21 protein-coding genes and 1 pseudogene are annotated in these 24,162 nt (G+C 53.1%); 18 read left to right on the plus strand and 4 right to left on the minus strand.

Features of this window, described 5'->3' with window-relative positions; genetic code table 11:
- Window positions 1-4 precede the first annotated feature (4 nt).
- The 6 genes and pseudogenes from SF0716 to SF0721 all read left to right on the plus strand — a co-directional run bounded on the left by SF0716 (window position 5) and on the right by SF0721 (window position 7,543).
- Window positions 5-748, plus strand: coding sequence for a tail assembly protein (locus SF0716; RefSeq protein ID NP_706644.1), 744 nt, complete (start codon window positions 5-7; stop codon window positions 746-748).
- Window positions 712-1,287: a phage tail protein gene (locus tag SF0717; protein NP_706645.1), complete on the plus strand. Its 576-nt coding sequence runs from the start codon at window positions 712-714 to the stop codon at window positions 1,285-1,287. The genes SF0716 and SF0717 overlap by 37 nt, the downstream gene beginning before the upstream one ends.
- Before the next feature lie 60 nt (window positions 1,288-1,347).
- The gene (locus SF0718; protein NP_706646.1) at window positions 1,348-4,827 is read left to right on the plus strand and encodes a host specificity protein; all 3,480 of its coding nucleotides are present in this window, start codon (window positions 1,348-1,350) and stop codon (window positions 4,825-4,827) included.
- 67 nt (window positions 4,828-4,894) lie between these two features.
- Complete coding sequence (locus tag SF0719) at window positions 4,895-5,494, plus strand: membrane protein (RefSeq protein ID NP_706647.1); 600 nt, start codon at window positions 4,895-4,897, stop codon at window positions 5,492-5,494.
- 21 nt (window positions 5,495-5,515) lie between these two features.
- Window positions 5,516-6,841: pseudogene (locus SF0720) on the plus strand.
- A gap of 78 nt (window positions 6,842-6,919) precedes the next feature.
- A complete protein-coding gene (locus SF0721) occupies window positions 6,920-7,543 on the plus strand; it encodes a prophage CP-933K tail protein (RefSeq protein NP_706649.1) in 624 nt (207 codons plus the stop codon).
- Between the two features lie 179 nt (window positions 7,544-7,722).
- Here the strand turns inward: SF0721 and ipaH_1 are convergent, their stop codons facing one another.
- From ipaH_1 to bioA, 3 genes are all read right to left on the minus strand, one after another.
- Window positions 7,723-9,486 carry an invasion plasmid antigen gene (gene ipaH_1, locus SF0722; RefSeq protein ID NP_706650.1) on the minus strand — a complete coding sequence of 588 codons (1,764 nt, stop codon included), beginning with the start codon at window positions 9,484-9,486 and terminating at the stop codon, window positions 7,723-7,725.
- Window positions 9,487-10,068: 582 nt separating this feature from the next.
- Window positions 10,069-10,545 (minus strand): kinase inhibitor protein, encoded by a 477-nt coding sequence (gene ybhB / locus SF0723; protein ID NP_706651.2) that lies wholly within the window; start codon window positions 10,543-10,545, stop codon window positions 10,069-10,071.
- Between the two features lie 58 nt (window positions 10,546-10,603).
- Entirely contained in the window at window positions 10,604-12,004 is a 1,401-nt protein-coding gene (gene bioA, locus SF0725; protein NP_706652.3) for an adenosylmethionine--8-amino-7-oxononanoate aminotransferase BioA, read from the minus strand.
- Here bioA and bioB point away from each other — a divergent pair.
- The 5 genes from bioB (at window position 11,980) to uvrB (ending at window position 18,183) form a co-directional block, all read left to right on the plus strand.
- Window positions 11,980-13,020 (plus strand): biotin synthase, encoded by a 1,041-nt coding sequence (gene bioB, locus SF0724; protein NP_706653.1) that lies wholly within the window; start codon window positions 11,980-11,982, stop codon window positions 13,018-13,020. The genes bioA and bioB overlap by 25 nt on opposite strands.
- Window positions 13,017-14,171 (plus strand): 8-amino-7-oxononanoate synthase, encoded by a 1,155-nt coding sequence (gene bioF, locus SF0726; protein ID NP_706654.1) that lies wholly within the window; start codon window positions 13,017-13,019, stop codon window positions 14,169-14,171. Before bioB ends, bioF begins: the two co-directional genes overlap by 4 nt.
- Window positions 14,158-14,913 carry a biotin biosynthesis protein BioC gene (gene bioC / locus SF0727; protein NP_706655.2) on the plus strand — a complete coding sequence of 252 codons (756 nt, stop codon included), beginning with the start codon at window positions 14,158-14,160 and terminating at the stop codon, window positions 14,911-14,913. The genes bioF and bioC overlap by 14 nt, the downstream gene beginning before the upstream one ends.
- Window positions 14,906-15,583, plus strand: a complete 678-nt coding sequence (gene bioD, locus SF0728) for a dithiobiotin synthetase (protein ID NP_706656.2) — start codon at window positions 14,906-14,908, stop codon at window positions 15,581-15,583. The genes bioC and bioD overlap by 8 nt, the downstream gene beginning before the upstream one ends.
- A 578-nt stretch (window positions 15,584-16,161) precedes the next feature.
- Window positions 16,162-18,183, plus strand: coding sequence for an excinuclease ABC subunit B (gene uvrB, locus SF0729; protein NP_706657.1), 2,022 nt, complete (start codon window positions 16,162-16,164; stop codon window positions 18,181-18,183).
- Window positions 18,184-18,374: 191 nt separating this feature from the next.
- Here uvrB and ybhK read toward each other — a convergent pair whose 3' ends face one another.
- A complete protein-coding gene (gene ybhK, locus SF0730; protein ID NP_706658.2) occupies window positions 18,375-19,283 on the minus strand; it encodes a structural protein in 909 nt (302 codons plus the stop codon).
- A 396-nt stretch (window positions 19,284-19,679) separates the two neighbouring features.
- Here ybhK and moaA point away from each other — a divergent pair, with 396 nt between their 5' ends.
- The 7 genes from moaA (at window position 19,680) to ybhM (ending at window position 24,142) form a co-directional block, all read left to right on the plus strand.
- Window positions 19,680-20,669, plus strand: coding sequence for a molybdenum cofactor biosynthesis protein A (moaA, locus tag SF0731; protein NP_706659.2), 990 nt, complete (start codon window positions 19,680-19,682; stop codon window positions 20,667-20,669).
- Window positions 20,670-20,690: 21 nt separating this feature from the next.
- A complete protein-coding gene (gene moaB / locus SF0732) occupies window positions 20,691-21,203 on the plus strand; it encodes a molybdopterin biosynthesis protein B (RefSeq protein ID NP_706660.1) in 513 nt (170 codons plus the stop codon).
- Between the two features lie 2 nt (window positions 21,204-21,205).
- Window positions 21,206-21,691 (plus strand): molybdenum cofactor biosynthesis protein MoaC, encoded by a 486-nt coding sequence (gene moaC, locus SF0733; RefSeq protein ID NP_706661.1) that lies wholly within the window; start codon window positions 21,206-21,208, stop codon window positions 21,689-21,691.
- On the plus strand, window positions 21,684-21,929 hold the full coding sequence (gene moaD / locus SF0734; protein NP_706662.2) for a molybdopterin synthase small subunit: 246 nt from the start codon (window positions 21,684-21,686) through the stop codon (window positions 21,927-21,929). Before moaC ends, moaD begins: the two co-directional genes overlap by 8 nt.
- Window position 21,930: 1 nt before the next feature.
- The gene (gene moaE, locus SF0735; protein ID NP_706663.1) at window positions 21,931-22,383 is read left to right on the plus strand and encodes a molybdopterin guanine dinucleotide biosynthesis protein MoaE; all 453 of its coding nucleotides are present in this window, start codon (window positions 21,931-21,933) and stop codon (window positions 22,381-22,383) included.
- A 136-nt stretch (window positions 22,384-22,519) separates the two neighbouring features.
- On the plus strand, window positions 22,520-23,224 hold the full coding sequence (gene ybhL / locus SF0736; RefSeq protein ID NP_706664.2) for a hypothetical protein: 705 nt from the start codon (window positions 22,520-22,522) through the stop codon (window positions 23,222-23,224).
- A 204-nt stretch (window positions 23,225-23,428) separates the two neighbouring features.
- Complete coding sequence (gene ybhM / locus SF0737) at window positions 23,429-24,142, plus strand: hypothetical protein (protein NP_706665.2); 714 nt, start codon at window positions 23,429-23,431, stop codon at window positions 24,140-24,142.
- Window positions 24,143-24,162 lie beyond the last annotated feature (20 nt).

The raw sequence follows: 24,162 nt of genomic DNA on the forward strand, positions 1-24,162 counted from the left end.
ATCCATGACACAGACAGAATCAGCGATTCTGGCGCACGCCCGGCGATGTGCGCCAGCGGAGTCGTGTGGCTTCGTGGTGAGAACGCCGGAGGGAGACAGGTATCTTCCCAGCGAGAATATCTCCGGTGAGCCGGAGGAACGGTTCCGGATGGCTCCGGAGGACTGGCTGCGGGCACAAATGCAGGGTGAGATTGTGGCACTGGTCCACAGTCATCCCGGTGGTCTGCCCTGGCTGAGTGAGGCTGACCGGCGGCTGCAGGTGCAGAGTGATTTGCCGTGGTGGCTGGTCTGCCGGGGGACGATTCACAAGTTCCGCTGTGTGCCGCATCTCACCGGGCGGCGCTTTGAGCACGGGGTGACGGACTGTTACACGCTGTTCCGGGATGCTTATCATCTGGCGGGGATTGAGATGCCGGATTTTCATCGCGGGGATGACTGGTGGCGTCACGGTCAGAATCTCTATCTGGATAATCTGGAGGCCACAGGGCTGTATCAGGTGCCGTTGTCATCAGCACAACCGGGCGATGTGCTGCTGTGCTGTTTTGGTTCATCGGTGCCGAATCATGCCGCCATTTACTGCGGCGATGGTGAGCTGCTGCACCATATTCCTGAACAACTGAGTAAACGAGAGAGGTATACCGACAAATGGCAGCGACGCACACACTCCCTCTGGCGTCACCGGGAATGGCACGCATCTGCCTTTACGGGGATTTGCAACGATTTGGCCGCCGCATCGACCTTCGTGTGAAAACGGGGGCTGAAGCCATCCGCGCACTGGCCACACAGCTCCCGGCGTTTCGTCAGAAACTGAGTGACGGCTGGTATCAGGTGCGCATTGCCGGGCGTGATGCAGGTGAAACCGAATTGTCTGCCCGTCTTAATGAGCCGCTGGCAAATGGTGCAGTGATCCACATAGTACCGCGTCTGGTGGGAGCTAAAAGTGGCGGTGTGTTTCAGGCGGTGCTGGGGGCAGCTGTTATGGCGGTTGCTATATGGATGCCGGGGGTAGGAATTATGGCGAGTAATCTGCTGTTTTCTCTCGGTGCCAGTATGACGCTTGGCGGTGTTGCACAGATGCTGGCACCGAAAGCCAGAACTCCCCGTACACAGACAACGGATAACGGCAAACAGAACACCTGTTTCTCCTCACTGGATAACATGGTTGCCCAGGGCAATGTTCTGCCTGTTCTGTACGGTGAAATGCGCGTGGGGTCGCGGGTGGTATCTCAGGAGATCAGCACGGCAGACGAAGGGGATGGTGGTCAGGTTGTGGTGATTGGTCGCTGATGCAAAATGTTTCATGTGAAACCGCCTGCGGGCGGTTTTGTCGTTTATGGAGCGTGAGGAATGGGTAAAGGCAGCAGTAAGGGGCATACCCCGCGCGAAGCGAAGGACAACCTGAAATCCACGCAGTTGCTGAGTGTGATTGATGCCATCAGCGAAGGGCCGGTTGACGGTCCGGTGGATGGATTAAAAAGCGTGCTGCTGAACGGTACGCCGGTCCTGGATAGCGAGGGGAAGACAAACTTTTCCGGTGTTACGGTGGTGTTCCGCGCCGGCGAGCAGGAGCAGACACCGCCGGAGGGGTTTGAATCTTCCGGCTCAGAGACTGTGCTGGGTACGGAAGTGAAATACGACACGCCGATCACCCGGACCATCACGTCGGCAAACATTGATCGTCTGCGCCTGACCTTCGGTGTGCAGGCACTGGTGGAAACCACCTCAAAGGGGGACCGGAATCCGTCGGAAGTCCGCCTGCTGGTTCAGATACAGCGTAACGGTGGCTGGGTGACGGAAAAAGACATCACCATTAAGGGCAAAACCACTTCGCAGTATCTGGCCTCGGTGGTGGTGGGTAACCTGCCGCCGCGCCCGTTTAATATCCGGATGCGCAGGATGACACCGGACAGCACCACAGACCAGCTGCAGAACAAAACGCTCTGGTCGTCGTACACCGAAATCATCGATGTGAAACAGTGCTACCCGAACACGGCGCTGGTCGGCGTGCAGGTGGATTCAGAGCAGTTCGGTAACCAGCAGGTGAGTCGCAATTATCATCTTCGCGGGCGCATTCTGCAGGTGCCGTCGAACTATAACCCGCAGACGCGGCAATACAGCGGTATCTGGGACGGAACGCTTAAGCCAGCATACAGCAACAACATGGCCTGGTGTCTGTGGGACATGCTCACTCATCCGCGCTACGGCATGGGGAAACGTCTTGGTGCGGCAGATGTGGACAAATGGGCGCTGTATGTCATCGGCCAGTACTGCGACCAGTCAGTGCCGGACGGATTTGGCGGCACGGAGCCGCGCATCACCTGTAACGCTTACCTGACCACACAGCGTAAGGCGTGGGATGTTCTCAGTGATTTCTGCTCGGCGATGCGCTGTATGCCGGTATGGAACGGGCAGACGCTGACGTTCGTGCAGGACCGACCGTCGGATAAAGTGTGGACCTATAACCGCAGTAATGTGGTGATGCCGGATGATGGCGCGCCGTTCCGCTACAGCTTCAGCGCCCTGAAGGACCGCCATAATGTCGTTGAGGTGAACTGGATTGATCCGGACAACGGTCATGAGACGGCGACAGAGCTTGTGGAGGACACGCAGGCCATTGTCCGTTACGGTCGTAACGTCACGAAGATGGATGCCTTTGGCTGTACCAGCCGGGGACAGGCGCACCGCGCCGGGCTGTGGCTGATTAAAACGGAACTGCTGGAAACGCAGACCGTGGACTTCAGCGTCGGCGCAGAAGGGCTTCGCCATGTACCGGGTGATGTCATTGAAATCTGCGATGATGATTATGCCGGTATCAGCACCGGTGGTCGCGTACTGGCGGTGAACAGCCAGACCCGGACGCTGACGCTCGACCGTGAAATCACGCTGCCGTCCTCCGGTACCACGCTGATAAGCCTGGTTGACGGAAATGGCAATCCGGTCAGCGTGGAGGTTCAGTCCGTCACCGACGGCGTGAAGGTGAAAGTGAGCCGGGTTCCTGACGGCGTTGCAGAATACAGCGTGTGGGGGCTGAAGCTGCCGACGCTGCGCCAGCGCCTGTTCCGCTGCGTGAGTATCCGTGAGAACGACGACGGCACGTATGCCATCACCGCCGTGCAGCATGTGCCGGAAAAAGAGGCCATCGTGGATAACGGGGCACACTTTGACGGTGACCGGCGCGGCACGGTGAATGGTGTCACGCCGCCAGCGGTGCAGCATCTGACCGCCGAAGTCACCGCAGACAGCGGGGAATATCAGGTGCTGGCGCGATGGGACACGCCGAAGGTGGTGAAGGGTGTGAGCTTCCTGCTTCGCCTGACCGTGGCAGCGGACGACGGCAGTGAGCGGCTGGTCAGCACAGCCAGGACGACGGAAACCACATACCGCTTCAGGCAGCTGGCGCTGGGGAATTACAGTCTGACAGTCCGGGCGGTAAATGCCCGGGGGCAGCAGGGCGATCCGGCGTCGGTATCGTTCCGGATTGCGGCACCGGCAGCGCCTGTCACTATTGAACTGATACCGGGGTATTTTCAGATAACGGTGGTCCCGAAACTGGCTGTATATGACCCGACGGTGCAGTTTGAGTTCTGGTTTTCGGAAAAGCGGATTGCGGATATCAGGCAGGTTGAAACCAGCGCCCGCTATCTTGGCACGGCGCTGTACTGGATAGCCGCCAGTATCAATATCAGGCCGGGCCATGATTATTATTTTTACGTTCGCAGTGTGAACACCGTTGGCAAATCGGCATTTGTGGAGGCCGTCGGTCGGGCGAGCGATGATGCGGAAGGTTATCTGAGTTTTTATAAAGGGTTGATCAATAAAACGCATCTCGGCAAGGAGTTGTGGACGCAGATTGATAACGGTCAGCTTGCGCCGGACCTGACTGAAATCAGGACGTCCATTACGAATGTCAGCAATGAAATCACGCAAACCGTCAATAAAAAACTGGAAAATCAGAGTGCTGCAATCCAGCAGATACAGAAAGTTCAGGTTGATACAAATAATAACCTGAACAGCATGTGGGCTGTGAAGCTGCAACAGATGAAGGACGGACGCCTTTATATTGCGGGTATCGGTGCCGGTATTGAGAATACGCCAGCAGGAATGCAGAGTCAGGTGCTGCTGGCGGCAGACAGGATTGCGATGATTAATCCTGCGAATGGCAACACAAAGCCGATGTTTGTTGGTCAGGGCGATCAGATATTCATGAACGACGTGTTCCTGAAACGCCTGACGGCTCCGACCATTACCAGCGGCGGTAATCCTCCGGCATTTTCCCTGACACCTGGCGGACGGCTGACGGCGAAAAATGCCGATATCAGCGGTAACGTGAACGCGAACTCCGGGACGCTCAACAACGTCACGATTAATAAGAACTGTCGGGTTCTGGGAAAATTGTCCGCGAACCAGATTGAAGGCGATCTCGTTAAAACAGTGGGCAAACCTTTCCCACGGGACTCCCGGGCACCGGAGAGGTGGCCATCAGGGACCATTACCGTCAGGGTTTATGACGATCAGCCGTTTGATCGGCAAATTGTTATTCCCGCGGTGGCGTTTCGCGGTGCTAAACATGAGCGGAAGAATAACAATATTTATTCGTCATGCCGCCTGATAGTGAAGAAAAACGGTGCTGAAATTTATAACCGAACGACCCTGGATAATACGCTGATATATACGGGTGTTATTGATATGCCTGCCGGTCACGGTCACATGACGCTGGAGTTTTCTGTATCGGCATGGCTGGTAAATGGCTGGTATCCCACAGCAAGTATCAGCGATTTGCTGGTTGTTGTGATGAAGAAATCCACAGCAGGTATCAGTATCAGCTGAATTTTATAACCCAGATACGGGCACCAGAAATGGTGCCTTTTTTATTGCAGAAAAGCGAGAGGTAATTATGCGTAAACTTTATGCTGCCATTTTGTCCGCAGCCATCTGTCTGGCTGTATCCGGTGCGCCTGCATGGGCGTCTGAACATCGGTCCACGCTGAGCGCGGGGTATCTTCATGCCTCGACGAACGCTCCCGGCAGTGATGATCTGAACGGGATTAACGTGAAATACCGTTATGAGTTTACGGACACGCTGGGGCTGGTGACGTCATTCAGCTATGCCAACGCTGAAGATGAGCAAAAAACGCATTACAGTGATACCCGCTGGCATGAGGATTCCGTGCGTAACCGCTGGTTCAGCGTGATGGCGGGGCTGTCTGTGCGCGTGAATGAATGGTTCAGCGCGTATGCGATGGCGGGCGTGGCTTACAGCCGTGTGTCGACCTTCTCCGGGGATTATCTCCGCGTAACTGACAACAAGGGGAAAACGCACGATGTGCTGACCGGGAGTGATGACAACCGCCACAGCAACACGTCTCTGGCGTGGGGGGCTGGCGTGCAGTTTAACCCGACCGAATCCGTGGCCATTGACCTTGCTTATGAAGGTTCCGGCAGTGGCGACTGGCGCACTGACGGTTTCATCGTGGGTGTCGGTTATAAGTTCTGATTAGCCAGGTAACACAGTGTTATGACAGCCCGCTGGTTCAGGCGGGCTTTTTGTGGGGTGAATATGGCAGTAAAGATTTCAGGTGTACTGAAAGATGGGGCGGGTAAACCTGTCGTAAATTGTGCGATTGAACTGCGGGCCAGAAGAACCAGTCCGACCGTTGTGGCACACGTTGTTGCCACTTGCGTGACGGACAATAACGGTGCTTATGTGATTGAGGCTGAGCCGGGGTATTACGAGGTTGCGCTTCACTGTAACGGCTGGCAGCCAACCCGTGTCGGGGATATTGATGTGGCACCGACTGATGCACCGGGGACACTGAACGCGTTTCTGAATGCACCAAAGGATGGTGATTTACGTCCGGAGGTGATGAAGCGCTTTGAGGAAATGGTGGCGCAGGCGCAGCAGAGTGCCGGGGCTGCAGCCGGAAACGCACAGCAGACGGCGCAGGATGTGGCGGCAGCCGCAACGGCCCGTGATGATGCACAACGTTTTGCGGAGAAAGCCCGACAGGATGCAACCGTCACAGCTGAGGACAGAAAGGCCACTGCGGAAGATGTGACAAGCACAGGAGCAAATGCAGCCGCAGCCGGACAGAGCGCACAGGATGCCGCAGGTTATGCCCGCGCAGCAGAACAGGCCAAAAATGACATTGATGCTGCGCTGACCGGCACTCTGAAAATGGCTAACCATCTGTCAGAAATCGCAGCAGCAGGCGAAAAGGCACAACAGAAGTCCCGGGATAATCTGGGGCTGAAAAGTGCGGCCACGATGGAAGCACAGAGCGACATTTACGACCGGACAAAAGGCCGTCTGGCGATACCCGGCGCATTCGGCTTTGGGTGTGCTTTTCTGCCTGAAGATGTTATCCGTTTTGACACTAAGAGTGATTTCCTGGCCTGGGTAAGGAATGCGCTGCCAGGTGAATATTCCGTTGCTGGCCCCTACGGCATCATCATACCCGACACACGGTTTGAAGGGGTGCTCAGCATCCGGTGGACTGATGCACGCCCTGAGACAACAGAACCGCGGTACAGAGCCAAATCCCTTACTTTTTACGGCATTAACGGCCCCATTTATCACACCCGCTACCGCTACTGGCCCATATCCAGACTGACTGGGTGAAAATAAATATAACCACAGAAGATATTATTTACAGAATCGTGGCGAGCTCTGTCCGCAACAGATGGGGAGACCCTGACATTGGCGGGCTGATTATTGCTGCGTACCAGGGAGAAGCTGACGGTGATAAAGTCATCAGACTTGTCAGGGGGCAGTCATACAGAGGCTCACGACTGGGACCGGTGGGGATTTCAGTGCCCGGTACTCCCACCGGAACGTATATAGCATCCCCACAATTTTTCATTACGGGATGTTCAGAGCATTCATTACCGGGGTCATATTGCGCCCTGTCCGGGGTGCCGGATGCACATGTCTCTGGCGCAATGCCCGGGCTTTTTATTCGCACATCGTGAGGAATGCACCGTGGAAATTAAAAAAATCATTAATCCCCGTTATACCGAAAGTGGCGCAGTAGACTGTGACGTTTTTTTTGACGACAGGGACCAGGCAGTTCCCTACACAGCCACCGCTGATGATGTTGCACCGACGGGTCAGCAAATCTGGCAGGAACTGCAAAGTGGCAAATGGGGTGAGATAGCCCCATTCACTGTGACACCAGAAATGCTGGAAGCGGCCAGAGAGGCCAGACGTCAGGAAATTGAAGCATGGCGCACAGAACAGGAGGCGAAGCCGTTCACGTTTGAATGGAACGGCCGCACGTGGAACGCTGACGCCTCGTCAGTGGCCCGCCTGTCCCCGGTGGTCATGCTGGCAAAATCTGTCGCGGCACAAACACATATGGTGTGGAGTGATGCGGATAATCAGCAGGTGAAACTGTCGATGCCGGAACTGGAAGAACTGGCGGCAGCAATGGTGCAGGCGCAGGTCGATCGCAACGATGAGATTTATCGCCGTCAGCGGGAGATGAAAGAGGAGCTGAGCAGTCTGGATGATTTGGCTTCAATTCGGGCGTTTGACGTTAAGTAATGAATAAGCCGCAACTGGCGGAATCACAGAAGACCGCTTTGCTTACCGAGGCGGAGTCTGTCATCCGGCCGCCGGGGTGTGCGGTCAGGCTGAACAGAGAAACGGATGAATCCGGGGAGGCCCGGGGGCGGGCCTCTGTTTTTCCGGAGTCAGTCCGGTCTGTGGTTTATGCGATGTGATTATGAATGGTGCAGTTGTGAGCCGTTTTCAGGCAATCGCAGGGCCAGTACCTCGTCAGTCAGCTGACGGTAAATCTGCTGTTCAGTCTCACGCATCACCTGTGCACCGGCTTCCCTCTCCGCATCCGCATCACCGCTCAGACCTGATGCTTTCAGCCGGTCAGCCACCCTCTGAGGGTACTCATTCTCCAGCATCTCATATTTCTGCTCTTCTGCCAGCGCCCAGCGGTCAGCTTCCGTACGCTTCAGTACAGCATGCCATGGTCCCCAGAGGGAGAACCAGTCCGTAAATTCATTCTCTTCACGGCTTCTGACCATGGCTTCGGCAGTGCGGAGGTCATTTGCTGTCACTCCCGACACGCCATAGAAACGCATTTCCTTCACGGCAGTAGAGAGCTGAAGTTTCTCTGCGAGCATGGTCTGGAAGGCCAGGTAGACTTCTATCTCATCCACAAAATGGAGAGTTCTGACTTTATCCCGGGCAATGTCCTCCAGAATTTCGAGGCGGAACATTTCCCTGCCCAGGGAGAGCAGAGCGCCGGTATCATTATCGAAAAGGCCTTCTGATGCCTGATGGACCAGGAGGGTTTTCCGGAGATTGTTCCATGTGAGCGCGACACGGTCCTCACAGCTCTCAGTGGCATCAGCAGCAACAGCGAAAGACTGCTGTCGAAGCTCCGCAGAGGCACTGAGTTTTTCCAGCCATGCAGCGACCTGTTCACGGAATCCGGAGGTATTGCGTGCAGAGACGGTATCGGAAAGGCGGTCAAGGAACGCGGAAAAGGTGTTGGCATGCTCTTCATGTTCAAAAGCATGCCATATCTGTGATACATCAGATTGTTTGTTTTCCGGGAACCATGCTGTCACGGCATCAGCCAGGGGGCGATGGAGTGTATTCTGTTGTCCGTCACTCATGGAGAAGTAAATCCGTGGGCCGTGGTAGTCCGGCGAAGAGGTTAATCTTTGCAGGGCTTGCAGAGTGCGAGTCGACAATGGATTGTTATAAATATTAACATCTGCATAAATGTGCAGATTCATGATACTGTCTGGCAATGTGTTCAGCTGATTGTTAGGGATATATAGTGATTGCAGACGTTGTGGAAGTTCGGGCAGTCTGTGTAGTTGGTTTTCCCCAACGTTTAAAAGCCTCAGATTTTGAGGAAGGGGCGGTAGCTCTTGTAATCTGTTATCAAAAGCACTTAGTTCCTGTAGTTCACATGGTAATTCTGGTAAGGCAGTAAGCTGGTTGTTGCCAACAGAAAGTTTTTGTAGAGCCGGGGGAAGATCAGGTAGCGTCTCCAGGCTATTGAGAAGGGCTGAGAGTGACTGCAAGGAAGATGGAAGAGAAGGCAAACATGTTAAAACTCTGTTAAGTGAAACATCAAGAGCGACCAGGTGAGGCGGAAGAGCCGGGAGCCTGCTCAGTCTGTTATCGCTGGCTTTAAGTACAGTTAAGGACGGAGGGAGTTCTGGCAGAGAGCGTAGCTCATTGCTAGAGATGTTAAGTTCTTGTATGTGCGGGGGCAGGTATGGGAGAGAGCGTAATCTGAGTAAACTTAAATTGAGGGCTGGCTCTTGAAAAGCCAGACATATTTTCAGTAATCGAACTGCCTGTGTTCGGTCTTCTGTTGCAGCACCTTCCTTGGCCCAGTTATCCCAGATGCGGTGATAATCCGTGATATTTTGCTCTTCTACGGATAAACGGGATATACATCCTAAACCACAAAAGGAGCGGAAAAAAGAAGGATTGTGGGCAGGTTTCATTTATTATTGATCCTCATTGTTTATATATTAATATATTCGTGCAAATGGAGTGAGGATTCTTTAAAAAAACGCGCCTGTAAATAGTTAAGAACAGGAAGAACTGTTGGGGATGTGGCTGGCCGAAAATGAAGGGGTGAAGTTCTGGCTCAATGTGCTGACTGAACTGAAAAAACGCGGTTGGTCGCCCTACCTTTTCATCAAGCCAGTAGTCTGCCCACCACAGCATCATTTCTCTGCGCTTATCGAGATACTGAGCATGGTTGTAAATTCAGCTAACCCAGTGCGTTGACAAAAAATTAGCGCAAGAGGACAAAAAATCACCTTGCGCTAATGCTCTGTATCAGGTCACTAATACCATCTAAGTGGTTGATTCATAGTGACTGGATATGTTGTGTTTTGCAGTATTATGCAGTCTATTTTTTAAGCTAAATGTATTATAATGCATTGATATTAATGATTTTTACTGTTTCTCGGTCAGCTTTTTTATACTAACTTGAGCGAAACGGGAAGGTAAAAAGACAAAAAGTTGTTTTTAATACCTTTAAGTGATACCAGATGGCATTGCGCCATCTGGCAGAGTGATTAACTAAACATCGCGGTAATCGATGCGCTTGCCAGAGAGTGGAAATGAACGTTAAACCCGACCATCGCGCCGCTGGCTCCTTCATCGACATCAATACGCTCTACATCCAGCGCGTGAACGGTAAAAATGTAGCGATGGGTTTCGCCTTTCGGCGGCGCTGCGCCATCGTATCCGGTTTTACCAAAATCGGTACGCGTCTGCAAAACGCCGTCTGGCATTGCTACCAGACCAGAGCCAAACCCTTGCGGTAATACGCGGGTATCAGCGGGTAAATTAACAACTACCCAGTGCCACCAGCCGGAGCCGGTTGGCGCATCCGGGTCGTAGCAGGTGACAACAAAACTTTTCGTTCCCGCAGGAACATCATCCCACGCCAGATGCGGTGAAATATTATCGCCATCGTAACCCATGCCGTTAAAGACATGACGATGCGGCAACTTATCGCCATCGCGCAGATCGTTACTGATGAGTTTCATGAACCCTCCTTTCTTGTTTGCAGAAAGTGTAGCCAGAAACCCTCACGCTGACTTCCCGTTATTGGCAAAAAAATGTTTCATCCTGTACCGCGCGGTTAACCGCTGCGGTCAGACGCTGCAACTGTTGCGGGAGAATAATATAGGGCGGCATCAGGTAAATCAGTTTGCCAAAAGGCCGGATCCATACCCCCTGTTCGACAAAGAATTTTTGCAGCGCCGCCATATTCACCGGACGAGTGGTTTCGACCACACCGATTGCCCCCAGTACGCGCACATCGGCAACCATTTCGGCATCACGGGCTGGTGCCAGTTGCTCGCGCAGCTGCACTTCAATAGCCGCCACCTGCTGCTGCCATTCGCCGGATTCGATAATCGCTAGGCTGGCGTTTGCTGCCGCGCAGGCCAGCGGATTGCCCATAAAAGTTGGCCCATGCATAAAGCAGCCGGCTTCGCCGTTACTGATGGTTTCTGCAACCTCGCGCGTGGTAAGTGTGGCGGAAAGGGTCATTGTGCCGCCGGTTAAGGCTTTACCGAGGCACAAAATGTCCGGCGCGATTTCTGCATATTCACAGGCAAACAGTTTGCCGGTACGACCAAATCCGGTGGCGATCTCGTCGGCAATCAGCAAGATACCTTCGCGATCGCACATTTTGCGGATTCGTTTTAACCATTCCGGATGGTACATGCGCATCCCGCCTGCGCCCTGGACAATCGGCTCAATGATCACCGCTGCGATTTCATGACGATGCGCCGCCATCAGGCGGGCAAAACCAACCATATCGCGTTCATCCCATTCACCATCCATGCGGCTTTGCGGGGCGGGAGCAAACAAGTTTTCTGGCAGATAGCCTTTCCACAGGCTGTGCATTGAGTTGTCCGGATCGCACACCGACATCGCGCCAAAGGTATCGCCATGATAACCATTGCGGAAGGTCAGAAAACGCTGGCGCGCTTCGCCTTTGGCTTGCCAGTACTGCAACGCCATTTTCATCGCCACTTCCACCGCTACGGAACCGGAGTCCGCGAGAAAAACGCACTCCAGCGGTTGCGGCGTCATTGCCACCAGTTTGCGGCATAGCTCGATGGCGGGCGCATGGGTGATACCGCCAAACATCACATGCGACATGGCATCAATTTGCGTCTTCATCGCCGCATTAAGCTGCGGGTGATTGTAGCCGTGGATCGCCGCCCACCAGGACGACATACCGTCAACCAGGCGTCTGCCGTCAGACAAAATTAGCTCGCAACCTTCGGCGCTCGCCACCGGATAAACCGGCAGAGGGGAGGTCATGGATGTGTATGGGTGCCAGATATGGCGTTGGTCAAAGGCAAGATCGTCCGTTGTCATAATCGACTTGTAAACCAAATTGAAAAGATTTAGGTTTACAAGCCTACACCGAATTAACAACAAAAAACACGTTTTGGAGAAGCCCCATGGCTCACCGCCCACGCTGGACATTGTCGCAAGTCACAGAATTATTTGAAAAACCGTTGCTGGATCTGCTGTTTGAAGCGCAGCAGGTGCATCGCCAGCATTTCGAACCTCGTCAGGTGCAGGTCAGCACGTTGCTGTCGATTAAGACCGGAGCTTGTCCGGAAGATTGCAAATACTGCCCGCAAAGCTCGCGCTACAAAACCGGGCTGGAAGCCGAGCGGTTGATGGAAGTTGAACAGGTGCTGGAGTCGGCGCGCAAAGCGAAAGCGGCAGGATCGACGCGCTTCTGTATGGGCGCGGCATGGAAGAATCCCCACGAACGCGATATGCCGTACCTGGAACAAATGGTGCAGGGGGTAAAAGCGATGGGGCTGGAGGCGTGTATGACGCTGGGCACGTTGAGTGAATCTCAGGCGCAGCGCCTCGCGAACGCCGGGCTGGATTACTACAACCACAACCTGGACACCTCGCCGGAGTTTTACGGCAATATCATCACCACACGCACTTATCAGGAACGCCTCGATACGCTGGAAAAAGTGCGCGATGCCGGGATCAAAGTCTGCTCAGGTGGCATTGTGGGCTTAGGCGAAACGGTAAAAGATCGCGCCGGATTATTGCTGCAACTGGCAAACCTGCCGACGCCGCCGGAAAGCGTACCAATCAACATGCTGGTGAAGGTGAAAGGCACGCCGCTTGCCGATAACGATGACGTTGATGCCTTTGATTTTATTCGCACCATTGCCGTAGCGCGGATCATGATGCCGACCTCTTACGTGCGCCTTTCTGCCGGACGCGAGCAGATGAACGAACAGACTCAGGCGATGTGCTTTATGGCAGGCGCAAACTCGATTTTCTACGGTTGCAAACTGCTGACCACGCCGAATCCGGAAGAAGATAAAGACCTGCAACTGTTCCGCAAACTGGGGCTAAATCCGCAGCAAACTGCCGTGCTGGCAGGGGATAACGAACAACAGCAACGTCTTGGACAGGCGCTGATGACCCCGGACACCGACGAATATTACAACGCGGCAGCATTATGAGCTGGCAGGAGAAAATCAACGCGGCGCTCGATGCGCGGCGTGCTGCCGATGCCCTGCGTCGCCGTTATCCGGTGGCGCAAGGAGCCGGACGCTGGCTGGTGGCGGATGATCGCCAGTATCTGAACTTTTCCAGTAACGATTATTTAGGTTTAAGCCATCATCCGCAAATTATCCGTGCCTGGAAGCAGGGGGCGGAGCAATTTGGCATCGGTAGCGGCGGCTCCGGTCACGTCAGCGGTTATAGCGTGGTGCATCAGGCGCTGGAAGAAGAACTGGCCGAGTGGCTTGGCTATTCGCGGGCGCTGCTGTTTATCTCTGGTTTTGCCGCGAATCAGGCAGTCATTGCCGCGATGATGGCGAAAGAGGACCGTATTGTTGCCGACCGGCTTAGCCATGCCTCATTGCTGGAGGCTGCCAGTTTAAGCCCGTCGCAGCTTCGCCGTTTTACTCATAACGATGTCGCTCATCTGGCGCGACTGCTTGCTTCCCCCTGTCCGGGGCAGCAACTGGTGGTGACAGAAGGCGTGTTCAGCATGGACGGCGATAGCGCGCCACTGGCGGAAATCCAGCAGGTAACGCAACAGCACAATGGCTGGTTGATGGTCGATGATGCCCACGGCACGGGCGTTATCGGGGAGCAGGGGCGCGGCAGCTGCTGGCTGCAAAAGGTAAAACCAGAATTGCTGGTAGTGACTTTTGGCAAAGGATTTGGCGTCAGTGGGGCTGCGGTGCTTTGCTCAAGTACGGTGGCGGATTATCTGCTGCAATTCGCCCGCCACCTTATCTACAGCACCAGTATGCCGCCCGCTCAGGCGCAGGCATTACGTGCGTCGCTGGCGGTCATTCGCCGTGATGAGGGGGATGCACGGCGCGAAAAACTGGTGTCACTCATTGCGCGTTTTCGTGCCGGAGTACAGGATTTGCCGTTTACGCTGGCTGATTCATGCAGCGCCATCCAGCCATTGATCGTCGGTGATAACAGCCGTGCGTTACAACTGGCAGAAAAACTGCGCCAGCAAGGCTGCTGGGTCACGGCGATTCGCCCGCCAACCGTACCCGCTGGTACTGCGCGACTGCGCTTAACGCTAACCGCTGCGCATGAAATGCAGGATATCGACCGTCTGCTGGAGGTGCTGCATGGCAACGGTTAATAAACAAGCCATTGCAGCGGCATTTGGTCGGGCAGCCGCACACTATGAGCAACATGCAGATCTACAGCGCCAGAGTGCTGACGCCTTACTGGCAATGCTTCCACAGCGTAAATACACCCACGTACTGGACGCGGGTTGTGGACCTGGCTGGATGAGCCGCCACTGGCGGGAACGTCACGCGCAGGTGACGGCGTTAGATCTCTCGCCGCCAATGCTTGCGCAAGCCCGCCATAAAGATGCCGCAGATCATTATCTGGCAGGAGATATCGAATCCCTGCCGTTAGCGACTGCGACGTTCGATCTTGCATGGAGCAATCTCGCGGTGCAGTGGTGCGGTAATTTATCCACGGCACTCCGCGAGCTGTATCGGGTGGTGCGCCCCGGAGGCGTGGTCGCGTTTACCACGCTGGTGCAGGGATCGTTACCCGAACTGCATCAGGCGCGGCAGGCGGTGGACGAGCGTCCGCATGCTAATCGCTTTTTACCGCCAGATGAAATCGAAGAGTCGCTGAACGGCGTGCGTTATCAACATCATATTCAGCTCATCACACTATGGTTTGATGATGCGCTCAGTGCCATGCGTTCGCTGAAAGGCATCGGTGCTACGCATCTTCATGAAGGGCGCGACCCGCGAATATTAACGCGTTCGCAGTTGCAGCGATTGCAACTGGCCTGGCCGCAACAACAGGGGCGATATCCTCTGACGTATCATCTTTTTTTGGGAGTGATTGCTCGTGAGTAAACGTTATTTTGTCACCGGAACGGATACCGAAGTGGGGAAAACCGTCGCCAGTTGTGCACTTTTACAAGCCGCGAAGGCAGTAGGTTATCGGACGGCAGGTTATAAACCGGTCGCCTCTGGCAGCGAAAAGACCCCGGAAGGCTTACGTAATAGTGACGCGCTGGCGTTACAGCACAACAGCAGCCTGCAGCTGGATTACGCAACGGTAAATCCTTACACCTTCGCAGAATCCACCTCGCCGCACATCATCAGCGCCCAAGAGGGCAGGCCGATAGAATCATTGGTAATGAGCGCCGGATTACGCGCGCTTGAACAACAGGCTGACTGGGTGTTAGTGGAAGGTGCTGGCGGCTGGTTTACGCCGCTTTCTGACACTTTCACTTTTGCAGATTGGGTAACACAGGAACAACTGCCGGTGATACTGGTAGTTGGTGTGAAACTCGGCTGTATTAATCACGCGATGTTGACTGCGCAGGCAATACAACACGCCGGACTGACTCTGGCGGGTTGGGTGGCGAACGATGTTACGCCTCCGGGAAAACGTCACGCTGAATATATGACCACGCTCACCCGCATGATTCCCGCGCCGCTGCTGGGAGAGATCCCCTGGCTTGCAGAAAATCCAGAAAATGCGGCAACCGGAAAGTACATAAACCTTGCCTTGTTGTAGCCATTCTGTATTTGGTTAAATTGCGAGCGAGATCGCGTCTTCGATTGACTGCAATTTAACCAATTAAATTCTAAAATAATCACGAAAAAAATTTTACTTCCGCCTCATGCGGCGAATGTGGGAATTGCCCAGGCGGCGGGGGATAGGGGCTGGAGACAGTTATCCACTATTCCTGTGGATAACCATGTGTATTAGAGTTAGAAAACACGAGGCAAGCGAGAGAATACGCGGCTTGCACGCGAATTGGCGTTAAAGACGGCTCAAAGAAATATCTTTTATTTTTTAACTGGTTAGATAAATGCAATGGCAGTCACTGAACAGGCATCTCTTGCCATAAAACTGTCATCACTCATCTTGACAAATGTTAAAAAAGCCGTTGCTTTGGGGATAACCCGGTAAGGCTGGAGTTTTATCTCGCCACAGAGTAAATTTTGCTCATGATTGACAGCGGAGTTTACGCTGTATCAGAAATATTATGGTGATGAACTGTTTTTTTATCCAGTATAATTTGTTGGCATAATTAAGTACGACGAGTAAAATTACATACCTGCCCGCCCAACTCCTTCAGGTAGCGACTCATGAGTAAACCGTTCAAACTGAATTCCGCTTTTAAACCTTCTGGCGATCAGCCAGAGGCGATTCGACGTCTCGAAGAGGGGCTGGAAGATGGCCTGGCGCACCAGACGTTACTTGGCGTGACTGGCTCCGGGAAAACCTTCACCATTGCCAATGTCATTGCTGACCTTCAGCGCCCAACCATGGTACTTGCGCCCAACAAAACGCTGGCGGCCCAGCTGTATGGCGAAATGAAAGAGTTCTTCCCGGAAAACGCGGTGGAGTATTTCGTCTCCTACTACGACTACTATCAGCCGGAAGCCTATGTACCGAGTTCCGACACCTTCATTGAGAAAGATGCCTCGGTTAACGAACATATTGAGCAGATGCGTTTGTCCGCCACCAAAGCGATGCTGGAGCGGCGTGATGTGATTGTAGTGGCGTCTGTTTCCGCGATTTATGGTCTGGGCGATCCTGATTTATATCTCAAGATGATGCTCCATCTCACGGTCGGTATGATTATCGATCAGCGCGCGATTCTGCGCCGACTGGCGGAGCTGCAATACGCTCGTAATGATCAAGCATTCCAGCGTGGTACTTTCCGCGTTCGTGGCGAGGTGATAGATATCTTCCCGGCAGAATCGGATGACATTGCACTTCGCGTGGAACTGTTTGACGAGGAAGTGGAACGATTGTCGTTATTTGACCCGCTGACCGGGCAGATTGTTTCCACTATTCCACGTTTTACCATCTACCCGAAAACGCACTACGTCACACCGCGCGAGCGCATCGTACAGGCGATGGAGGAGATCAAAGAAGAACTGGCCGCCAGACGCAAAGTGCTGTTGGAAAACAACAAACTGCTGGAAGAGCAGCGGCTGACCCAGCGTACCCAGTTTGATCTGGAGATGATGGACGAGCTGGGCTACTGTTCGGGGATTGAAAACTACTCGCGCTTCCTCTCCGGTCGTGGACCGGGTGAGCCACCGCCGACGCTGTTTGATTACCTGCCTGCCGATGGGCTGCTGGTCGTCGATGAATCTCACGTCACCATTCCACAAATTGGCGGCATGTATCGCGGTGACCGGGCGCGTAAAGAGACACTGGTGGAGTACGGCTTCCGCCTGCCATCAGCGCTGGATAACCGTCCGCTTAAGTTTGAAGAGTTCGAAGCATTAGCGCCGCAAACCATCTATGTTTCGGCGACGCCGGGTAATTACGAGCTGGAAAAATCCGGCGGCGATGTGGTGGATCAGGTGGTGCGTCCAACCGGATTGCTTGACCCGATTATCGAAGTGCGGCCGGTGGCGACACAGGTTGATGATCTTCTTTCGGAGATTCGTCAGCGAGCGGCAATTAACGAACGCGTGCTGGTCACCACACTGACCAAGCGAATGGCGGAAGATCTTACCGAATATCTCGAAGAACACGGTGAGCGCGTGCGTTATCTTCACTCAGATATCGACACCGTCGAGCGTATGGAGATTATCCGCGACTTGCGTCTGGGTGAGTTCGACGTATTGGTAGGGATCAACTTACTGCGTGAAGGTCTGGATATGCCGGAAGTGTCGCTGGTGGCGATCCTCGACGCTGACAAAGAAGGCTTCCTGCGTTCCGAACGTTCGTTGATCCAGACCATTGGTCGTGCGGCACGTAACGTTAACGGTAAAGCGATTCTCTACGGCGATAGGAGCACTCCATCAATGGCGAAAGCGATTGGCGAAACCGAACGTCGCCGTGAGAAACAGCAGAAGTACAACGAGGAACACGGCATTACGCCGCAAGGCTTGAACAAGAAAGTGGTCGATATCCTGGCGCTGGGGCAGAACATTGCCAAAACCAAAGCGAAGGGCAGAGGAAAATCGCGCCCGATTGTTGAGCCGGATAATGTGCCGATGGATATGTTGCCGAAAGCGTTGCAGCAGAAAATCCATGAACTGGAAGGGCTGATGATGCAACACGCGCAGAATCTGGAGTTCGAAGAAGCGGCACAAATTCGTGACCAGTTGCATCAGTTGCGTGAGTTGTTTATTGCCGCATCGTAACAGGATAGCGAAGAAGACTGATGACAAACGGAAAACAGTCTGATGCGCTACGCTTATCAGGCCTACATTTTCTCCGCAATATATTGAATTTGCGCGGTTTGTAGGCCGGATAAGGCGTTCACGCCGCATCCGGCATAAACAACGCGCACTTTGTCTTCAATAGGAAGCCGGAATTTTCCTTCGGATTTCCGTTAACCTAAAGCCTGTAACGCCTTTTCCAGCGCGTTATGTAACAACTGGCGGTCATGACGATACGGAATATCGCTGGCCTCCAGTACCTCCTGGATCACAATCCGCTCTTTCACCGCCGAGACATCCACTTTTGGCCCGACGATGACCGCATCAATGACCTTTTTACCAACATACTGCTCCATAATTGCCAGCTTGCTTTCCAGCTTCAAATTAGCCGCAGGTAAACTCAACTCACGCCCCAGATTGCCGATATAAACCATCGGCGCTGGCGTGCGGCGTAATGCCTGGGCGATTTCCTTCAGCAGCAGAATTGGCATCAGGCTGGTATAAAAACTGCCAGGCCCAATAATGATGAGATCCGCTTCATTGATAGCGTGAACCGCCTCACGCGTTGCGGGTACATTAGGCGTTAACAATAACTCTTGAATCGGCGTAGTTAACTGGTCGATATTGACCTCGCCGTAAACTTCATGCCCCTGATCGTCAATCGCCATCAGATCAACAGGATGCTCTGACATTGGAATCAAATGCGTATCCACTTTCAGCAGATTACGAATTAAATTGATGGCTTCCAGAGGCCGCACGCTAAGGTGATCCAGCGCCTTTAACATCAAGTTTCCGAGATTATGACCGGAAAGTTCGCCATTGCCGCCAAAACGGTATTCAAACATCGCGGAGGCGACGTTCGGTTCCGTTATCAGCTGGTTGAGGCAGTTGCGCATATCGCCCCAAGCAATGCCGCCTTCTGAACGGCGAATACGCCCCGTCGAGCCACCATTATCCGTGGTGGTGACGATACCCGTTAAACGAGAACCCAAAGACGAAAGTGATGAGAGAACGCGTCCCAGTCCATGCCCTCCGCCGAGAGCAACGACACGATCAAGATCAGCCAGCGTACGATTGCGCATATAGTTTCCTGGAGTCAGATTATCCGCGCTACAGTAGCGCAAATTGCGGGGAAACAGCAATTAACCTGCCAATATTGAGGATACAAACTATTTTCTTCTATCTCTAAAGGACGATGCACGCTATGCCTCCCTGATGATGTATATCAAAGTAAAACCGCCATTTTCCCTTATTCTGTAGCGAAATAGCACGATCATGACGCTATATACATGATTACATAGCGAAAGTGTGGATGGTAAAAATCTCATTTACACGCTAGTATCGGCTTAACCACTAAACACTCTAGCCTCTGCACCTGGGTCAACTGATACGGTGCTTTGGCCGTGACAATGCTCGTAAAGATTGCCACCAGGGCGAAGGAAGAAATGACTTCGCCTCCCGTATCTGGAAAGGTGTACATGGCTTCACAACTGACTGATGTATTTGCGCGTAAGTTTTACTACTTGCGCCTGTCGATTACCGATGTGTGTAACTTTCGTTGCACCTACTGCCTGCCGGATGGCTACAAACCGAGCGGCGTCACCAATAAAGGCTTTCTTACCGTCGATGAAATTCGCCGGGTTACGCGCGCCTTCGCCAGTCTGGGCACCGAAAAAGTGCGCCTGACAGGAGGAGAGCCGTCTTTACGCCGCGACTTTACCGATATCATCGCCGCTGTGCGGGAAAACGACGCTATCCGCCAGATTGCGGTCACCACCAATGGTTACCGTCTGGAACGCGATGTGGCGAACTGGCGCGATGCGGGACTTACTGGCATTAACGTCAGTGTCGACAGTTTGGACGCCCGCCAGTTTCACGCTATTACCGGGCAGGATAAATTCAACCAGGTCATGGCAGGGATTGATGCTGCATTTGAGGCCGGTTTTGAGAAGGTCAAAGTCAATACCGTGCTGATGCGTGATGTTAATCATCACCAGCTCGACACCTTTCTGAACTGGATCCAGCATCGCCCTATCCAGCTGCGTTTCATCGAACTGATGGAAACGGGCGAGGGCAGCGAGCTCTTCCGTAAGCATCACATCTCTGGTCAGGTTCTGCGTGACGAGCTACTGCGTCGCGGCTGGATCCACCAATTACGTCAACGCAGCGACGGTCCCGCGCAAGTCTTTTGCCATCCAGATTACGCCGGAGAGATTGGCCTTATCATGCCGTATGAAAAAGACTTCTGCGCCACTTGCAACCGCCTGCGCGTTTCCTCCATTGGTAAACTCCATCTCTGCCTGTTTGGTGAAGGCGGCGTTAACCTGCGCGATCTGCTGGAAGGCGATACCCAGCAACAGGCGCTGGAAGCGCGTATTTCAGCGGCGCTGCGGGAGAAGAAACAGACCCATTTCCTGCATCAAAACAACACCGGTATTACGCAAAACTTATCGTACATTGGCGGCTAAAACGTCAAAAGGAGAGATCAGATGAGTCAGGTAAGCACTGAATTTATCCCGACCCGTATTGCTATTCTTACGGTTTCTAATCGTCGCGGTGAAGAAGACGATACCTCCGGTCACTATCTGCGCGATTCGGCGCAAGAAGCGGGCCATCACGTTGTCGATGAAGCCATTGTGAAAGAAAACCGCTACGCTATTCGCGCTCAGGTATCTGCGTGGATCGCCAGCGACGATGTACAAGTGGTATTGATTACGGGTGGTACTGGCCTGACGGAAGGTGATCAGGCTCCCGAAGCGCTGCTGCCGTTGTTCGACCGTGAGGTTGAAGGTTTTGGTGAAGTGTTCCGTATGTTGTCGTTTGAAGAGATTGGCACTTCCACGTTGCAATCTCGTGCGGTAGCGGGCGTCGCTAACAAAACGCTGATTTTCGCCATGCCGGGTTCGACCAAAGCGTGCCGTACCGCATGGGAAAATATCATCGCGCCGCAGCTGGATGCCCGTACGCGTCCGTGTAATTTCCATCCACATTTGAAGAAATAAGTATGTCGCAACTGACCCATATCAACGCCGCTGGCGAAGCGCACATGGTGGATGTCTCCGCCAAAGCGGAAACCGTGCGTGAAGCGCGGGCGGAAGCCTTTGTCACCATGCGCAGCGAGACGCTGGCGATGATTATTGATGGTCGCCACCACAAAGGCGACGTATTTGCCACTGCGCGTATTGCCGGTATTCAGGCGGCAAAACGCACTTGGGATCTGATCCCGCTGTGTCACCCGCTGATGCTCAGCAAAGTTGAAGTCAATTTACAGGCCGAGCCGGAGCACAATCGGGTGCGTATAGAAACCTTATGCCGCCTGACCGGGAAAACCGGTGTCGAAATGGAAGCGTTAACCGCGGCCTCCGTGGCGGCGCTGACCATTTATGACATGTGCAAAGCGGTGCAAAAAGATATGGTGATTGGTCCGGTACGTTTGCTGGCGAAGAGCGGCGGCAAGTCGGGTGACTTTAAGGTGGAAGCGGATGATTAAAGTTCTTTTTTTCGCCCAGGTGCGCGAGTTGGTGGGAACAGATGCAACCGAAGTGGCTGCGGATTACCCAACCGTTGAAGCGTTACGCCAGCACCTGGCTGCGCAGAGCGATCGCTGGGCGCTGGCGCTGGAAGATGGCAAATTGCTGGCTGCCGTCAACCAGACGCTGGTGAGTTTTGACCATCCGCTGACTGACGGCGACGAAGTAGCTTTCTTCCCGCCGGTAACCGGAGGTTAAGATGGCAGAAACCAAAATTGTTGTCGGCCCGCAGCCGTTCAGCGTAGGAGAAGAGTACCCGTGGCTGGCGGAGCGTGACGAAGACGGTGCGGTAGTCACCTTCACCGGAAAGGTGCGCAACCATAACCTGGGCGACAGCGTCAAAGCATTAACCCTCGAACACTATCCGGGGATGACTGAAAAAGCACTGGCAGAAATTGTTGATGAAGCGCGTAACCGCTGGCCGCTGGGGCGCGTCACGGTGATTCACCGCATCGGGGAATTATGGCCGGGCGATGAAATCGTTTTTGTCGGTGTCACCAGTGCGCATCGCAGCAGTGCGTTTGAAGCCGGGCAGTTTATTATGGATTATCTCAAAACCCGCGCACCGTTCTGGAAGCGCGAAGCCACGCCGGAAGGCGACCGCTGGGTTGAAGCCCGGGAGAGCGATCTGCAGGCGGCAAAACGCTGGTAGTTTTTTGTTAGCCGGATAAGGCACCGCTGCGTCCGGCAATTTCACCGCTCAGTACATGCGTTTACGCTGCGTCGATGCACAGCCTCATCATTTTGCAGTATCCTTAAGATATTCCTTATATCTTCAGGAGATCGTCATGGACAGATTCCCACGTTCTGATTCAATCGTACAACCCTGGGCTGGCTTGCAAACTTATATGGCGCAAGTCTATGGCTGGATGACCGTTGGCTTGTTGCTGACCGCATTTGTTGCCTGGTATGCGGCTAATTCCGCGGCCGTGATGGAGCTGTTGTTCACTAACCGTGTCTTTTTAATCGGTCTGATCATCGCGCAATTAGCATTGGTTATTGTGTTATCAGCGATGATTCAAAAGCTGAGCGCAGGTGTAACGACGATGCTCTTTATGCTTTATTCGGCGCTGACGGGTCTTACGCTTTCCAGTATATTCATTGTCTATACCGCTGCTTCTATCGCCAGTACTTTCGTCGTTACTGCCGGGATGTTCGGCGCAATGAGCCTGTACGGTTACACCACGAAGCGCGATTTAAGTGGCTTTGGCAATATGCTGTTTATGGCGTTAATCGGCATTGTGCTGGCATCGCTGGTCAACTTCTGGCTGAAAAGCGAAGCATTGATGTGGGCAGTTACCTACATCGGCGTGATTGTCTTTGTCGGATTGACGGCGTATGACACTCAGAAATTGAAAAATATGGGTGAGCAGATTGATACCCGCGACACGTCGAACCTGCGCAAATATTCCATTCTTGGTGCGTTAACCTTGTATCTGGACTTCATCAACCTGTTCCTGATGTTGTTACGGATCTTCGGCAACCGCCGTTAATTCTTTTTCACCATCACTATCCCGGCCATGTGTCGGGATTTTTTTCTTACTAAAAACGACACTTAACAAGTACCAGGTATAAAATATGCCTTATGAGCGAGCGGAATCGTTTTCCGTATCCATAAATACAAAAGTATTTTGTATGCGTGGTTTTAAATTTATTGATGGTGAATATTAATGTTTTTTCTAAGGACAACTAAAAGAATGGAATCATACTCGCAAAACAGCAATAAATTAGATTTTCAGCACGAGGCCAGGATATTAAACGGTATATGGCTCATTACCGCTTTAGGTTTGGTGGCAACCGCAGGACTAGCCTGGGGAGCTAAGTATCTCGAAATTACGGCAACCAAATATGATTCACCACCAATGTATGTCGCCATAGGGTTATTATTACTTTGTATGTATGGCTTAAGTAAGGATATCAACAAGATAAATGCCGCCATCGCGGGCGTAATATATCTGTTTTTACTCTCTTTGGTGGCGATTGTCGTTGCAAGTTTAGTTCCTGTATATGCCATTATCATCGTGTTCAGCACTGCGGGCGCGATGTTTTTAATCAGTATGCTGGCCGGTTTATTATTTAATGTTGATCCTGGTTCTCACCGTTTTATCATTATGATGACGTTGACAGGGTTGGCCCTGGTAATCATCGTGAATGCGGCATTAATGAGTGAACGGCCCATTTGGGTAATAAGTTGCTTAATGATTGTGTTATGGCCAGGCATTATCTCGCATGGACGAAATAAGCTCCTTGAACTGGCAGGAAAATGCCATAGTGAAGAGTTGTGGAGTCCGGTTCGTTGCGCTTTTACAGGTGCATTAACACTCTATTACTATTTTATCGGCTTCTTTGGGATACTTGCCGCGATAGCTATAACGCTTGTCTGGCAAAGGCATACGCGTTTTTTTCATTAGTCGTAAATGCAGATACTAAA

Origin of the sequence: Shigella flexneri 2a str. 301 (assembly GCF_000006925.2) — a bacterium.
GTDB lineage: Bacteria > Pseudomonadota > Gammaproteobacteria > Enterobacterales > Enterobacteriaceae > ECMA0423.

Bases quoted from the DNA above. Each gene is read 5' to 3' on its own strand.
- ybhM (NP_706665.2), top strand. From the start codon at position 23,429: ATGGAATCATACTCGCAAAACAGCAATAAATTAGATTTTCAGCACGAG.
- ybhK (NP_706658.2), bottom strand. From the start codon at position 19,283: ATGCGCAATCGTACGCTGGCTGATCTTGATCGTGTCGTTGCTCTCGGC.
- ipaH_1 (NP_706650.1), bottom strand. From the start codon at position 9,486: ATGAAACCTGCCCACAATCCTTCTTTTTTCCGCTCCTTTTGTGGTTTA.
- moaD (NP_706662.2), top strand. From the start codon at position 21,684: ATGATTAAAGTTCTTTTTTTCGCCCAGGTGCGCGAGTTGGTGGGAACA.
- SF0721 (NP_706649.1), top strand. From the start codon at position 6,920: ATGCACATGTCTCTGGCGCAATGCCCGGGCTTTTTATTCGCACATCGT.
- SF0718 (NP_706646.1), top strand. From the start codon at position 1,348: ATGGGTAAAGGCAGCAGTAAGGGGCATACCCCGCGCGAAGCGAAGGAC.
- bioF (NP_706654.1), top strand. From the start codon at position 13,017: ATGAGCTGGCAGGAGAAAATCAACGCGGCGCTCGATGCGCGGCGTGCT.
- moaC (NP_706661.1), top strand. From the start codon at position 21,206: ATGTCGCAACTGACCCATATCAACGCCGCTGGCGAAGCGCACATGGTG.
- moaA (NP_706659.2), top strand. From the start codon at position 19,680: ATGGCTTCACAACTGACTGATGTATTTGCGCGTAAGTTTTACTACTTG.
- moaB (NP_706660.1), top strand. From the start codon at position 20,691: ATGAGTCAGGTAAGCACTGAATTTATCCCGACCCGTATTGCTATTCTT.
- bioA (NP_706652.3), bottom strand. From the start codon at position 12,004: ATGTCCAGCGTGGGCGGTGAGCCATGGGGCTTCTCCAAAACGTGTTTT.
- SF0719 (NP_706647.1), top strand. From the start codon at position 4,895: ATGCGTAAACTTTATGCTGCCATTTTGTCCGCAGCCATCTGTCTGGCT.
- ybhL (NP_706664.2), top strand. From the start codon at position 22,520: ATGGACAGATTCCCACGTTCTGATTCAATCGTACAACCCTGGGCTGGC.
- bioC (NP_706655.2), top strand. From the start codon at position 14,158: ATGGCAACGGTTAATAAACAAGCCATTGCAGCGGCATTTGGTCGGGCA.
- ybhB (NP_706651.2), bottom strand. From the start codon at position 10,545: ATGAAACTCATCAGTAACGATCTGCGCGATGGCGATAAGTTGCCGCAT.
- bioB (NP_706653.1), top strand. From the start codon at position 11,980: ATGGCTCACCGCCCACGCTGGACATTGTCGCAAGTCACAGAATTATTT.
- SF0716 (NP_706644.1), top strand. From the start codon at position 5: ATGACACAGACAGAATCAGCGATTCTGGCGCACGCCCGGCGATGTGCG.
- moaE (NP_706663.1), top strand. From the start codon at position 21,931: ATGGCAGAAACCAAAATTGTTGTCGGCCCGCAGCCGTTCAGCGTAGGA.
- uvrB (NP_706657.1), top strand. From the start codon at position 16,162: ATGAGTAAACCGTTCAAACTGAATTCCGCTTTTAAACCTTCTGGCGAT.